Origin of the sequence: Novosphingobium capsulatum NBRC 12533, assembly GCF_001598375.1 — a bacterium.
GTDB lineage: Bacteria > Pseudomonadota > Alphaproteobacteria > Sphingomonadales > Sphingomonadaceae > Novosphingobium > Novosphingobium capsulatum.
Genome location: NZ_BCYV01000008.1, coordinates 305,270 through 318,896, shown reverse-complemented (window position 1 = coordinate 318,896; position 13,627 = coordinate 305,270). Strand labels below are relative to the sequence as shown.

Below are 13,627 nucleotides of genomic sequence, written 5' to 3'. Positions count from 1 at the left end.
GGCCGAAAGCCGGTCAGGCCGGGGCGGGCCGGTGCGCCGGCGCGGCAGGAGCATCGTAAAGCTTCATCTCGGGCAGGATAACCGATGACCGCTTCATCATCTTGACGTCACCGCCATAGCTGAACGTCATCATCCAGGGGTAGCCGTCGCCCTGCTTGGGCAGGCTGCCGATCGAGCGCTGGACATAGCCGGCGCCGAAATCCAGCAGCGGCTTTAGCGTCATGCCGCCGGCCGGCCGTTGCGGAATGCAGATGGCCTTGCCGCGGCGATCCATCTCGCCGAGCAACTGGCAGAAATACTTGCACAACAGGCCAACCTTGAGCGTCCAAGACGAGGTGGTGTAGCCGATGCACAGGGCAAAATTGGGAATGCCGTCCAGCAACATGCCCCGGAATATCGCGTGATCGGACCACACCACCGGTTTTCCATCGACCGTGTAGGCAACGCCCCCAGCCATTTTGAGGTTGAGCCCCGTAGCCGTGACGATGATGTCGGCCGCAACCACTTCGCCCGATTTCATGGCGATGCCGTCGGCCACGAACTTGTCGATGTGGCCAGTGACGATCGAGGTCTTGCCGCTCGACAGGCTTTTGTAGAGGTCTCCCTCGGGCACGGCACACAGGCGCTGTTGCCACGGGCCGTAGGGCGGGTTGAAATGGATATCGATCGGGAAGTCCTGCGGCAGGTTGGCCCGGTTGATCTTGCGGATGAGCGCGCGCATCATCTTGGGGTAGCGCTGGCACAGCAGCCAGAACACGTGGCGCTGCACGATGTTTTTCTTGCGCATCAGCCGGTGCGTCAGATCGCGGGACGGCAGCAGTCGCGCCAGCGTGAGCAGGCCGTCGCGCTGGGGCATAGGCATCACATAGCTTGGTGTGCGCTGAACCTGGACGACATGCGCGGCTTTTTCCGCAAGGGCTGGCAGCAGGGTCACTGCGGTGGCACCCGAACCGATCACAGCAATGCGCTTGCCAGTATAGTCGAGATCTTCGGGCCAATGCTGCGGATGGATGATCGGGCCCGCGAATTTCTCTTCTTCAGGAAAAGCCGGCCGGTAACCCTTGTCGTAGTCATAGTAGCCGGTCGCCGAAAAGATCCAGCGACCGCGCCAGGTCTCCACCATGCCGTCATCGCCGCGCGTGGTCGTGACGGTCCATAGCCCTTCGGTGCTATCCCACGCGCAGGCAGTGACCTTGCGCCTGAACCGGATCTGGCGGCGAATGTCGTACTCGTCTGCGGTTTCCGCAATGTAGCGCTTGATTTCTGCCGCGCCGGCAATGGCGTTGTCGCTGTTCCACGGCTTGAAGTCATAGCTGAACGTATAGAGATCGGAGTCCGAGCGAATACCCGGGTAGCGGAACAAGTCCCAGGTTCCGCCAAGGTCATCGCGCATTTCGAGAATGCACCAGGTCTTTTCGGGCCTGTCGCGCCGCAAGTGCGCGGCGCAACCAATCCCTGAAATTCCAGAGCCGATGATGATCACATCGAGCACGTCGTGATCGTGGGGGTGTGCCTGTGCCTGTGCCATTCTCGTTATCTCTCTCCATCCATGCCGGGTCTGGTTCGTGCGCGTCAAAGTGCCGGTCTATTCGGTAATCTGGTGATCGATGGCTGCCCCGATCGGGACGCTTAGGGGCAAGGGCGTCAGGCTGCCGCCGCCTTGACGCCGCGCTTGCGCGCCTCTTCCGCCACCAGGTCCTTTTTCGACAGCTTGCCGATCAAGGTCTTGGGAAGAGCCGCCCTGAATTCGATGTGCTTGGGCATTTCAATCTTGCTCAACCGCTCGCCCAGGAAGGCGCACAAGTCTTGCTCGCTGAGCGTCTGTCCCTCGTGCAGCGCCACGAACAGTTTGGGAGCTTGCCCGCGATATCGATCGGGTATCCCGATGGCGACCGCCTCCCTGATGGCGGGATGCTGATAGGCGGCATCCTCGATCGCGCGCGGGTAGACGTTGAAACCACTGCACAGGATCAGGTCCTTGATCCGGTCGACCAGGAATAGATAACCGTCAGAATCGAGATAGCCGATGTCACCGGTGCGCAAGGCACCGTCCACCAGCACATCGCGTGTTTCGGCCCCGCGCTGCCAATAGCCCTTCATCACTTGGGGGCCACGCGCCCAGACTTCGCCACGCTCGCCTTGAGGGAGCCGGCGGGCCGGATTGTCCGGGTCGCGGATTTCCAGCACCGTGCCGGGAAAGGCGAGGCCGCAACTGTTGTCTTTCACGCGGCCGACAAGGGGGTTGCAGGCAATGATCGGGGACGTTTCCGACAGTCCGTACCCTTCCACAACCTTGCCGCCGGTGCGGGCCTCGAAAACTTCGCGCACGTCGAGTGGCAACGGTGCCCCGCCGGAAATGCAGGCGCGAAGACCGGACAGGTCGGGCACGTCCGCATCGGGCAGGTCGTTGATGGCCACGCACATCGTCGGCACCACGAACATCAAGGTTGGCGGCTTGCGGCGAATGGCCTTGAGCATCCGTGGCATTTCCGGACGCGGGAGCAGAACCATTTCCGCCGCAATATCGACCGAATGGTTCAACACGGTCGTGAGCGCAAAGACGTGGAACATCGGCAGGACACCCAGGATCGTGCAGCGATCCGGCAGCAGGCCCTTGGTGTGCGCCCGCATCTGCGCGCTGTTGGCGGTCAAGTTGGCATGGGTCAGCATCGCACCCTTGGGCACGCCAGTGGTGCCGCCGGTATATTGGATGACCGCCAGATCGTTCGCCGTCTGATCGACAGGGGTGGGCTTTTCCCTTGTGGCCAGCAGTTGGCGCATCCCGACATGAAGGGCTGCGTGGGTGATCCGGGCGTGATCCTTGCGCTTGAGCAGCGTAAAGCCCAGGCCCATCAGCCTTGGCATCATGCTGGCCATTTCGCACACGACGATGGTTGTCACCGCTGCACGGCGCGCCAATGCCTCCACCTTGCCATGGACGGCGGCCAGGTCGGGCACGGCGACCATCCCGATCCCGGCGTCGCGAACGATGTGCTCGATTTCGCTCTCGGTATAGAGCGGATTTATGTTGACCACAGTGGCACCGGCACGCAGCGCCGCGAAATAGAGGACCACGAAATAGGGGCAGTTGGGCAGGCAGATGCCGAAGCGCTCCCCCGGGCGCAAGCCGCGATCCTGCAACCCGCGAGCGGTGCGTGCGACCATGTCGGCAAGCTCGCCATAGCGCCACACGCGGCCGAAAAAGTCGATGGCGGGACGCGCGGCATGGTTGCGTGCCGCCTTGTCGAGCAAGTCGGTCAAAAGCCTAGGACCGTTGCCGCTGTGCAATCCAGCCGCTGTCGATGAAACTGGCCCAACCATCACTCACTCTTCCCGTCCTTGCGCTTTTGGCCATTGGTCGCGGGATCATGGTCGCGGCGCTTGAAGGGCTTATCGCTTATGATGCGACGCTGAGTCAAGATACTGACTGATAGGTCAGTAAGTATCTTTTTGGACATTTGCAATTTCAGAAATAGTATTTTAATTCATGTCTTTGTGGTGTGATGGGTGAACCACTTGCCTGGCCTTGGTGTGACGGAGCAGGCCATGGCGTAGTCGCCTGCAAGATTATATTGGCGTCGGTGCAGGGTTGGATTTTCAAGCGCTGCTGTGCTGTCTCATCGCCGTCTTGCAATCGGTCGGCGGCAAGGACGTGGGCGTCGATGAGCCTCTAGCGCAGCGTCAGCGCGAAGCTGGCTGCACCGCTTTGCTCGGCAATCGTCACGATATTGAGCGGTACGTCTGGTAGCGCGAAGCCCTCAGGCTGTTGATTTCCGCTGAGAGCTGACTCGGGAGGGTCATAAATTTCGACTGAAAAGTAACCCGTGTTTTGACCTTTCCGCTGGTCGATTCGTCGGAGGATCCAGGCGTGATCGACAGGGCGTTATTGAGCGTAATCCGTCGCTGGCATTTCCGTTACGCTGCTTGGCATCGGGCAATTTGAGCTCGCGCTCTATCTCGGGCTCGGCCTAGGTGACAAGGCGGCCAACCCCGGTAGACGCGGATGGCGCGGTGCACGCGGCCCCCGTTGCGGCGCCGCGCCCGGGCGTGGTGCGCGCCCTGACAGACTTGCGCGACACGCTGCGGGTGCGCGCGTTTCGGCTGCACCTGGGCATGTATCTGGGCGGCTATGTCAGCCAGGACATCTTTAACGCCACGTTCACCTTCTTCGTGATCTTCGCCCTGGGCGGCAGCACGGCGGGCGCGTCCGGCCTGCTGGGCAGCATGTATGTGGTGCAGCTCTTTGCCGTTGCGCTGGCGATCCGCCTGGTGCTGGCGATGGGGCCGGCGCGGGCCTATCGCCTGGCGGCGGCGGCTTTTGCCCTGGGCGTGATCGTCCTGCTCGGCGGATGGCGTGCCGGGATCGCCATGGGCTCTGCCTGGGTATGGATCGGGGTGGGCGCCGCGGGCCTGGGCCGGGGCATGCTCAACTATATCCCCTGGGCGAGCTACAACTACATGGCCGACGTGGACGAAATCATGACCGGCCGCAGGCGCGACGGCAGCTTTGCCGGGGTGATGACGTTCGTGCGCAAGGCGACACAGGCCGTGGCCGTGGCCGGGGCGGGCCTCGCTCTGGAGGCGGGCGGCTTCCGCGCCACCGCATCGAGCCAGCATGGCACCGCGATGCTGGTCCTGGCGCTGATCCTGGGGTTGGGCACGATCCTGCTGCTGGCCGCCGGCGCCCTGATCTCGCGGCGCTTCCGCCTCGACGTGCGCACGCACCAAGTGCTGATGGCCGAAATCGAGCACTTGCGCACGGGCGCGGCCACGCCGAGTTCGCCCGCTGCGCGCGCCATTGTCGAAGATCTGAGCGGTTGTGACTATGCCCGGCTGTGGGGGCGCGGGTCCGCACCGGCCACGCAAGGACGATAACGCCATGGAACGCGTCGCTTTTCGCATGCAACTCAAGCCCGGGATGCTGGCCGAATATCGCCAGCGCCACGATGCGATCTGGCCCGATCTGGTTGCCGCACTACGCGCAACGGGGATCAGCGACTACAGCATCTTCCACGATCCCGAAACCGACAGCCTCTTTGCCACGCTGGTGCGTGCGCCCGATCATGGCATGGCCGCGCTGCCCGATCTGCCGGTGATGCAGCGGTGGTGGGCGGCCATGGCACCGCTGATGGACGTCAATGCCGATCTGTCACCCCGCGTGGTGAACCTGGAACGGGTGTTTCATCTGGCCTGAGCCGATGGCCGGCAACCGGGCCGGCGCTTGGCGCCGGGCAACGATGGCCAGAGCGCGCGGTGCCCCAGGCGCCAGGCCAGAGGGGGACGAACGGCTTGGGCCCGTGACTGCGGCAACGGGGGCATCTTCGCGCAGGTGGGCTGCGTGCGGCTGTTCGGTCAGGTAGCGCAGTACCAGGTTGGGGCCACCATTTTGGCCGGGGCACGCAACGGTTCAGGATCTAGCGCCAGGGACGTGCCAGGCGGCGCGCGATCAAGTACGCCCCGGCGTCATGTCCATCGATCATGACCCGTGCCAGCAGGCGACCGTAGCGATCGCGACCGATCGGTGCGAGGCGGGTCGAACCTCGGGCGACGAGAGCTGCGAGTGCTGCGCGGGATCGCTCGGCCAACGCGCTGTCGCACCAGGCCGGATTGCGGCTACCGGCCAGCCGCCGGCGTGAGGCGCGGCTGCACCTTTCCGATCCTGGCAGTTCGGGCGCGTCAATGTTGGCGAGCCGCACGCGTTCTGCGCCGCAACGGATCGTGTCGCCGTCATGCACTTTCGGATGCGGGCAAGGCGTAGTGGCGGCAAGGGCTGCGTCGGCAAGCAGATGAAACATCTGCCAGGAATGCCGCAGTCGATCGTGGCCGGCCAGCACGGAAGTGTCCGTCTTGCCACAATCGGCGTCCACAAGACCTGACTGTCGGCCCGCTTGACGCTTGTTGACATTTGCCGGCTCGCGATCCTGCCAAAATGGCGGTATCAATCGCACGGGGGGCGCCAACGAGGAGTGTCTTCATGCGCAAGCTTGCAATCGCTTTGACCGCAGCCATCACCATGGCCGCAACGCCGATGGTCGTCCACGCGGCACCCTGCAAGGATGCCAAAGGCCGTTTCATCAAGTGTCCGGCGGCCAAACCGGCGCCCAAGAAGCCATGCAAAGACGCCAAGGGCAAATTCATCAAGTGCCCGCGCTGAAGTGACACGGTCCCCGACGCGCCTGACAGCGGCGGGGGCCTTGCCTTTCGCTGTACCCGCTCCTGTTCCGCTGCCGATCAGCGTGAATGGGCCATGGGAGCGAAAAATAACTGCATTATAAAATGGTTATGCGGTAGCGAGCCCCGCATCCTGTCCGGGCGACGCAAGGAGTCGCACCAACCGGAAAGGACTGAACCATGAAAGACCGTGACCAGACCGACACCGCTGTGATCGACCTCGGCGATGTCGCCACCGTGACCCGCGGCCAAGCGGTGGGTCGGCAGGATGCCAGCATCGGCCAGCAGAATTTCATGCTCGGCATCGTCGAAGACTGATCGTCCCACTTTGGGCGCGGGCCGGATCCTGACCGGCTCGCGCCCTCACGCTTGGAGTATCGTGCAATGGCACCATCGCCCTTGCGGCCGGGCCTGCACTTCTGCCTTGTCGGCGACGACCCCATATTTCTCGATCTCGTCAGCGGTCGCTATTTTCGCCTCCCCGATCACCAGGCCAAGGCATTCCGTGCGCTTGTCGCGTCAGGAATGGTCGATCGCATCGCGTTGCAGGCCGCGGGCCTTGGCGATCTGGCGGGCGTCGCTGATAAGCCGCTGGCGTTGGAACCCTGTCGCTGGGCCTTGCCCGACCAGGCCTGTGACGCCTTGAACCATGGCGGGTTGCCGTTGGCAGAGACCGCCCGGGCGCTGCGCCAACAACGGAGCTACGAGCGGGCCCTGGCGCGCCGCGGTCTTGCTCCGCTCTGCGAGGAACTCGCGGCCTTGACGGTCAAGGCCGTGTCACGCCCGATCGGCATCGATGATGCCGCCGGGCGGCTGGTCCGCGGATTTCAGTTTGCCTGCTTTTTGCGGACGGCGGCCGATCGCTGCCTGCCGCGTTCCCTTGCGCTGGTCGACCTGCTCGCCCGGCGCGGCTGGCGCGCCCATGCCGTGCTGGGTGTCCGGCAGGGCCCTTTTGCCGCCCATTGTTGGGTCCAGGTCGGACGCATGGTGCTCAACGACACGCCCGAGGCCGTGGCATGCTTCACCCCGATCCTGGCGCTGTGAAGCCCCTCGCGGCAGCACTGGCCCTGCCGCTGCACGGCGGGCTTGGCGAGGGGCTTGTCCCGCTGCGCCAGTTGCGCGACCTGCGCGCGGCACGCAGCGGCCTATGGCTGGGGGAGGGCTGGTCCGTCCGTTCCCTGGGAGCCTGGGGCTGGCTGGTGGGGTGCAGTTTCGATCGGGACGGCCATGTCTTGGTGGATCCCCTGGCCGGCGCTCCGGCCCTGGCCGACCGATCGGCCGTGGCGCACTGGCTGGTGCGCCACACCTGGGGCGCCTGGTTCGCTGTCCTGGTCGATCCGCGAAGTGGGACGGTGGCGATCCTGCGCGATCCTTCCGGCCTGGTGCCGCTCTATCAGCGTATCGACGCTGGTCGCTGTCTGCTGGCGACGGCACCGGCATTGTTCGCGGAGGCGGGCATGGCGATGCGTGTCTCCTGGCCTCACGTGCGGCAGTTCCTGCAGGATCCCGAGCGCCGGCAGCGCGCGACATGCTTGGCTGGTGTCGACGAACTGTCGCCCGGCGTGCTCTACCCCCTCGAGCGAGGCGCGCATCAGGTGGCAATCTGGCAACCGGCGCTCCACGTGCCGGCATCGGGCGACATCACGCTGGCGGTCGCAGCGCAGCGTGTGCGGGACTGTGCGCGCATGGTCATACGCGCCTGGTCGGGACATTTCGGGCAGGTTGTCGTCGCGGCGTCCGGCGGCGTCGATTCCTCGCTGGTCTGCGCGGCCCTGGCCGTCGAAGGGCGGCCGTTCGCCTGCGCCACTGTTTCCACCCGCGATCCCAGCGGCGACGAAACCGCTTATGTCGCCCCTCTTGCGGGGCGACTGGACGTCTCGTGGCGTGCGGCCCAATACGAAATCGCCGCGATCGATCCGGGTGCGGCAAGTTTTGCGCGCAGTGCGCGCCCCGTGGGCAAGATGTTCGTCGGCGAGTTGCGGCGGCAACTCGGGGAAGCCTGTGCCGCAGTCGGCGCGGCGCGCGTGTTCGACGGCAATGGTGGCGACAATGTGTTCTGCTTCCTCCACTCGGCAGCGCCGTTTCTTGATGCGTGGCGCGCGCTGGGGCCGTCGCGCCAGTTGGCAGAGGTCTTTGTCGACCTGTGCCGGCTGACCGGCGCCGACGCCCCGACCCTGGTGCGCGCCATTCTGCGGCAATGGTGGCGGCGCCAGCATTCTGCGAGACGCCCACCGAACCTTGCTCTTCTGGCTGGCCCGGGCGAGACTGCCGCCTCGCTGCCGCTGACGGACTGGGAGGCGCAGGTGCCGATGACGGCGACAGGGGCGCGGGCGCACTTGCGCTTGATCGAGGCGGCCCAGCATCACGTCCATGGCCTGGACGATCCCTTGCGCTTTTCGCCCTTGTTCAGCCAGCCGCTGGTCGAGACCTGCCTGGGCATTCCGGCCTGGGTCTGGTGTCAGGGCGGCATCAACCGCGCGCCGGCGCGTGCGGCGTTCGCCGCTGAGCTGCCGGCCGCAATCACCGGGCGGGTCGCCAAGGCCGGACCGGACACGGTCATGCGGGCGGTCTTCGCGCGGGACCGCGTCCGGTTGCGGGCGATGCTGCGCGATGGCCTGCTGGCCGGGCAGGGGCTGCTCGACCTTGCTGCCATTGATGCGGCACTGGCGCTCGATCCCCAGGCGGACGACGACCGGATCTATCGCTTGCTCGATCTGGTCGAAGCCGAGGCCTGGGCGCGCTCATGGTCGTGATGGGAGGCAGGTGACCTCGTCTTTGCTGGGCGCGCCAGGCATGGCCAGCCAGCGTTGGTACTGTGTGCCCTTGTTCGGGTCGCAATCGCGCTGGCGCTGCAACCAGAAGCTGAACCAGTCCATCGTGCGTTCGTACATCGCCAGGCGATGCGCCGGTTGCCACTTGAAATGCGGTTCGCCGGGCATGACCCACATTTCGATCGGTTTGCCGTGCAGGCGGAACTGCGCGACGACATCGAGCGCATTGGTATATTCGCTGTCGTCCGACTGGATCAGGATCGGCGCCGTGATCCGCGCGGCGTTGGCGGCAAGGTCCATCGGCTTCCACACCTGTTCCGATTGGGGCTCGAACCAGGCCGTGCCCAGTTGGCGCCCGAGCCGCTCGAACACCGGCCCAGCGACCAGCGGGTAGATGGTCGGGCCTTCGCAGCACACGCCCAGTTCGGCGGCCTTGAACAGCTTGCTATTGAGCAGCGCCCACTGCGTCATCGACGTGCCTTCGCTCATCCCGGTAATGCCCATGCGCGCGGGATCGACCGTGCCGGTCGCAACGGCCTGGCGGAGCGCTTCTTCCAGCGCGGACTGGACGCTGCGGCGATCGAGCCAGTCGACGTGCTCGCGGCGCATCAGTTCGGTTTCATCGGGCGCGTCGCGCACGCTCGGCACCGCGCCGGGACGCGCAAAGCTGAGCACCGCGAACCCGCGTGCGGCCAGCGGCTGGATCGGATTTTCGTCGCCGGTCCCACCGCGCAGGAAGCCTTCGCTGAGATATTGCACGACGACCAGGGGATGGCGCTCGCCGGGGCGATGGTCGGGCGGCAAGATGAGATCGGCATGGCTTTCGACGCCGTAGGCGTTGCGGACCTTGAGCCGCTGGATTGTGCCGAGCCGGAACTGGGCCCATTGCGGATTGGGATCGAACACGCTGCGCGATGTCCCGCTGCGCCAGTCGATACGCACCAGCACGCGTGGATGCGCGCTGCTTTCCCGGGCGCAGTACAGCGCATCGGGTCTGGGGACGCACCCGACCAGCACGTCGTCGGTGGTGAGCACGGCTTCCGGGCGCGGCGCGCCGCGGCGCCAGCGCAGCAGTCGGGTCTGGCTGCGGCCCCAGCCGGTGCGCTGCAGGAGGTAGAGCGTGGCGCCGTCGCGCGACCACCAGAGATGCATGGTGCCGTCGCACAGCGCCTCTGGACACAGCCATCGGCGCGGCGGCCCCCGTCGTGCCGGCGTTTCGATCACCACCTGGCGCGCGCTGACCACCCATGCGGGATGGACCGGCTCGATCCAGGCCCAGCGACCATCGGCGCTGCGCGTCGCCCCGCTGGCCTGCGGGGGTTGGCCAGGTGCTGGTGGCGGCACCAGGATTGCCCGATCGGCCGATGTTGCCGGCTGGATCGTGCCGCTGGTGATGTCGACGCGGCTGTAGACCAGGGGCATTGGTGCCGAGGGAATGGGATGGTCGGCCAGTTCGGGCGCAAAGCGATCATCGTAGAGATAGCCTTCGCCCGCTGTCGCGGCGATTGCGTCGCTCTGCTGACGCAGGGCGGGGCGGGTCGCAATGATCACAGCGCTGCCCTCGGCGTTCCAGGCGAGGTTCTCGACCGCGTCGGGCAGCGCGGTCAGGGCCCGCGCCGGGCCACCGTCGCGGGGCGCCAGCCAGGCCTGGGGTGGCCCGGCAGTTTGCTTGATATAGGCAATCGTCCGGCCATCGGGCGACCAGTGCGGCGTGATGACCTGGCCATAGCCGGCCCGCAGCGCCGGAAACGTGCGCAACGGGTAAGTCGCCCGAATGAACGCGCCACCGCGGTCGATCTCTTTGGGTGCTCCCGGCGGTCCACCCGAGGGCACGGCGGGGACCAGGACCAGGCGTTGGCAGTAGGCGTTGTGGGCCGGATCGGCTTGGCGCAAGATCACTGCGATGGTCTTGCCATCCGGTGACAGGCCGAACGGCGGCGGCGCATCATAGGGATCGGATCGTCCGATATCGATCAGCCGGGCCAGATCCTGGGCCGTGACCAGACGCGATGCTGGTGGAGCCGAGGCCGGGGGAGCCGGTGGATCGCAGCGATCGGCTACCGGCGCTGGACTAACGGGCCAGGCAATGGTGGCTTCGGCCAAGAGGAGGGCAAGCGCGAGCGCCATTACCAGCGCCTCGCCAAGCCGAGGGCGATGAAGCGGCCGATGGCTGAGTAATTGGTCGAATCGAATGGGGTGTCGGTCGGTCCGGTCTGACCGATCGCTGGCGGTTGCGCATAGAACAGGTTGTTGACCGTCAGCGACACGACCAGGCCGGGATCCTCGCCCGACCGGCGGGCGGGCAGAACCGTATAGCGCAACGCCAGATCGGCCGTGGCCTGCGGCGACAAGCGCGCCGGCGTGGCAAAGCGCTGGTCGCGCAGGGCGCCGATGTAATTGACATGGACGGCGCCGCTGAACCGCGAATCTTCATAGCTGACACCGCCGCGTGCCCGCAGATTGGCCGGTTGGAAAATCACGCCGGCGAGGCGGGTCTGCGGCTGGCCGGCCGACAGGATCTGGTCGCTGTCGAGCCAGGCCCCGGCGAGGTCGAAGGCCAATGTGCGCCGATCGCCCAGCGGCTTTTTCCAGGTCGCGCGCAAGTCGATCCCGCGGATGGCCTGGCGCGCGATATTGACGTAGCGGTCGTCGACCAGCACCGCGACGCCCGCAGGATCGAACGCCGCACCGGTGTAGTTGACCAGGGCCGGGCGCGAACCAGCGACCAGCGTGGTCAATGCTGGTGCGGAGGGCGAAAAGGTGACCAGCCCGGCGTTGCCGGGATTGCTCAACGCATTGGCAATGCTGCCGGGAAAAGGTTCGGCGACCCGGTCGCGGTACTGGACATCGAAATAGCTGGCTTCGACGCGCAGGCCGGGCACGGCGGCCGGCTCGACCGTGACTCCAGCCTGCCAGGTCCGTGCCCGCTCGGGGGTGAGGCGGGTATTGCCGCCGCTGACCAGCAGCAGGTTACCGCTCGGCAAACCATACCAGCTGCCGGGCAGCAGATAGGTCTGGTAGCCCATGTATTGCTGGTAGAGGTTTGGCGCCTTGAACGAGCGCCCCCATGAGGCCTTGATGGTGATGGCGCGAGCCGGCGCATAGATCAGGCCCAGGCGCGGTGTCGTCATGCGCGCCATGCCAGGATAATCCTCGTACCGCAGTGCCGCCGAAAGGTTGAGGCGCGTGACGCCGGGGACGGCGTTGCCCGGAGCAATGATTGGCAGGTTCAGTTCGCCGAAGGCATAGCGGCTCGAGCGGGCGACATTGTAATCCTGCGTTGTCACACCATTGCTCACGACCGAATAGGCAAAGCCATTGCGCCGCACGCCGCCGCCGAGCGCCAGACGCGCGGTGCCGCCGGGGGTCCGGAACAGCGGACCCTCGACGTTGGTTTCGGCCGACCAGGCGCGGTTGCAGACGCACCCGCTGTTGATCGAGGGATTGCTGCTGGTGATATCGAAGTCCGAGCTGAGCCGGGTATGGTCCTGGCCCCAGGTGCCGAGGATATGCGCGGTCCAGTCGCGGCCCAGTGCGGCGGTCAACTCGGGGGCGAGCGACAGCATCGTTACGCGCGGGCGGAAGAGGATGCGCGAGGCATCGGTGCCGCCGGCGGTCTGCGAGGCGCGCGTGCTATAAGACCCGTCGAGGCGCAGCGTCAGCCCTGGCGCAAGATCCTGGTGCAACGTGGCGGTGACGGCGTGGCGCCGTTGTTCACCGTAGAGCGTGTTGTCTGCTGACAAGGTCCCGGCAAAGTCGCGCTGACGGGCCACAATCGCCGAATTGTGAGCAAAATCATAGGCGAGCATGATGCCGCCAGAGGCCCACCGCGTACCTGTGACCAGATCGGCCTGCTGCTGGAAATCGCCACCCTGGGTGCTCGTGCCGATCTGGGTCGACGTGGCGAGTCCGACATAGTCGGGGCGCAGCACGACATTGACCACGCCGGCCACGGCATCCGAGCCGTAGAGGGCCGAGGAACCGTCGGCGACGACATCGATCCGCTCGACCGCGGCCACCGGGATCGCGGATATGTCGACGCCACCGTAAGCGGAATCATAGGGCAGGCGATGGCCGTTGAGCAGGGTCAGCGTGGCATCGGCACCGAGGCCACGCAAGTTGACGCTGCTTGCCATGTTGACATTCTCATTGGTGCCGCCGGCGCCGGCACCCACGCCCGGGTTCTGGCCGCCGCCGAAGTTCTGCGGCAGCGCGCGTAGCGCCTGGCCCAGATCGGTCTGGCCTGCAGCGACGATATCGGCGCGCGAGACCTGGATCACCGGTGCGGCCACCGCCGCACCACGAATGCGGGTGCCGGTCACCACGATCGGCGCATCGCTCGTGGCCTGGGTTGCCGCATCGGCTATGCCCGCGGCCCGGATCGTCACGGTCTGGCCGGAAAAGTGCGCCACCAGACCGCTGCCGGCGAGCAGGGTAGCGACCGCTTCGGGCAGCGACATCGTGCCATGCAGCGGCGGCGCCGTACGGCCATTCACCGCTTGCGCGGGCGCATAGATCTGCCAGCCGGCGCGCGCGGCGGCCGCGCGCAGCGCCTCGCCCAGATCCTGCGCTGGCAGATCGAAACTGTAGCGCGGCGCCGGGGCTGCGAGAGCCACGGTAGGCTGGATCAGCAGCAGCGCTGCGCTTGCCAGCAGGAAGGACTGGGGGCCAAGGCGTCTCGACAT

12 protein-coding genes are annotated in these 13,627 nt (G+C 66.1%); 7 read left to right on the top strand and 5 right to left on the bottom strand.

From position 1 onward, the window contains the following. Positions 1–13: 13 nt before the first annotated feature. Positions 14–1,576, bottom strand: coding sequence for a flavin-containing monooxygenase (locus tag SCA01S_RS08290; protein ID WP_218016397.1), 1,563 nt, complete (start codon positions 1,574–1,576; stop codon positions 14–16). Positions 1,577–1,644: 68 nt separating this feature from the next. Continuing rightward, positions 1,645–3,321, bottom strand: coding sequence for a long-chain-fatty-acid--CoA ligase (locus tag SCA01S_RS08285; protein WP_062784676.1), 1,677 nt, complete (start codon positions 3,319–3,321; stop codon positions 1,645–1,647). Here SCA01S_RS08285 and SCA01S_RS22940 point away from each other — a divergent pair. The 3 genes from SCA01S_RS22940 (at position 3,303) to SCA01S_RS08275 (ending at position 5,194) form a co-directional block, all read left to right on the top strand. Next, positions 3,303–3,431 carry a hypothetical protein gene (locus SCA01S_RS22940; RefSeq protein ID WP_281191348.1) on the top strand — a complete coding sequence of 43 codons (129 nt, stop codon included), beginning with the start codon at positions 3,303–3,305 and terminating at the stop codon, positions 3,429–3,431. The two genes, SCA01S_RS08285 and SCA01S_RS22940, sit on opposite strands and share 19 nt — an antisense overlap. 541 nt (positions 3,432–3,972) lie before the next feature. Beyond that, positions 3,973–4,875 (top strand): MFS transporter, encoded by a 903-nt coding sequence (locus SCA01S_RS08280; protein ID WP_084390855.1) that lies wholly within the window; start codon positions 3,973–3,975, stop codon positions 4,873–4,875. A gap of 4 nt (positions 4,876–4,879) precedes the next feature. Next, complete coding sequence (locus SCA01S_RS08275; protein ID WP_062784672.1) at positions 4,880–5,194, top strand: L-rhamnose mutarotase; 315 nt, start codon at positions 4,880–4,882, stop codon at positions 5,192–5,194. 220 nt (positions 5,195–5,414) lie between these two features. Here SCA01S_RS08275 and SCA01S_RS08270 read toward each other — a convergent pair whose 3' ends face one another. Continuing rightward, positions 5,415–5,948: a thermonuclease family protein gene (locus SCA01S_RS08270; RefSeq protein WP_327195788.1), complete on the bottom strand. Its 534-nt coding sequence runs from the start codon at positions 5,946–5,948 to the stop codon at positions 5,415–5,417. Positions 5,949–5,995: 47 nt separating this feature from the next. Between SCA01S_RS08270 and SCA01S_RS08265 the strand changes: the two genes are divergently transcribed. The 4 genes from SCA01S_RS08265 to SCA01S_RS08255 all read left to right on the top strand — a co-directional run bounded on the left by SCA01S_RS08265 (position 5,996) and on the right by SCA01S_RS08255 (position 8,924). After that, on the top strand, positions 5,996–6,154 hold the full coding sequence (locus SCA01S_RS08265; protein WP_245652497.1) for a hypothetical protein: 159 nt from the start codon (positions 5,996–5,998) through the stop codon (positions 6,152–6,154). A gap of 197 nt (positions 6,155–6,351) precedes the next feature. Further along, a complete protein-coding gene (locus tag SCA01S_RS22155) occupies positions 6,352–6,489 on the top strand; it encodes a hypothetical protein (protein WP_157088898.1) in 138 nt (45 codons plus the stop codon). An 81-nt stretch (positions 6,490–6,570) separates the two neighbouring features. After that, on the top strand, positions 6,571–7,215 hold the full coding sequence (locus SCA01S_RS08260) for a lasso peptide biosynthesis B2 protein (RefSeq protein ID WP_167542876.1): 645 nt from the start codon (positions 6,571–6,573) through the stop codon (positions 7,213–7,215). After that, the gene (locus SCA01S_RS08255) at positions 7,188–8,924 is read left to right on the top strand and encodes an asparagine synthase-related protein (RefSeq protein WP_157088897.1); all 1,737 of its coding nucleotides are present in this window, start codon (positions 7,188–7,190) and stop codon (positions 8,922–8,924) included. Before SCA01S_RS08260 ends, SCA01S_RS08255 begins: the two co-directional genes overlap by 28 nt. Here SCA01S_RS08255 and SCA01S_RS08250 read toward each other — a convergent pair. Further along, the gene (locus SCA01S_RS08250) at positions 8,913–11,069 is read right to left on the bottom strand and encodes an Atxe2 family lasso peptide isopeptidase (RefSeq protein ID WP_062784664.1); all 2,157 of its coding nucleotides are present in this window, start codon (positions 11,067–11,069) and stop codon (positions 8,913–8,915) included. The two genes, SCA01S_RS08255 and SCA01S_RS08250, sit on opposite strands and share 12 nt — an antisense overlap. Further along, complete coding sequence (locus SCA01S_RS08245) at positions 11,069–13,627, bottom strand: TonB-dependent receptor (protein WP_062784662.1); 2,559 nt, start codon at positions 13,625–13,627, stop codon at positions 11,069–11,071. Before SCA01S_RS08245 ends, SCA01S_RS08250 begins: the two co-directional genes overlap by 1 nt.

Bases quoted from the DNA above. Each gene is read 5' to 3' on its own strand.
- SCA01S_RS08275 (WP_062784672.1), top strand. From the start codon at position 4,880: ATGGAACGCGTCGCTTTTCGCATGCAACTCAAGCCCGGGATGCTGGCC.
- SCA01S_RS08245 (WP_062784662.1), bottom strand. From the start codon at position 13,627: ATGTCGAGACGCCTTGGCCCCCAGTCCTTCCTGCTGGCAAGCGCAGCG.
- SCA01S_RS08255 (WP_157088897.1), top strand. From the start codon at position 7,188: ATGCTTCACCCCGATCCTGGCGCTGTGAAGCCCCTCGCGGCAGCACTG.
- SCA01S_RS22155 (WP_157088898.1), top strand. From the start codon at position 6,352: ATGAAAGACCGTGACCAGACCGACACCGCTGTGATCGACCTCGGCGAT.
- SCA01S_RS08285 (WP_062784676.1), bottom strand. From the start codon at position 3,321: ATGGTTGGGCCAGTTTCATCGACAGCGGCTGGATTGCACAGCGGCAAC.
- SCA01S_RS08250 (WP_062784664.1), bottom strand. From the start codon at position 11,069: ATGGCGCTCGCGCTTGCCCTCCTCTTGGCCGAAGCCACCATTGCCTGG.
- SCA01S_RS22940 (WP_281191348.1), top strand. From the start codon at position 3,303: ATGAAACTGGCCCAACCATCACTCACTCTTCCCGTCCTTGCGCTTTTG.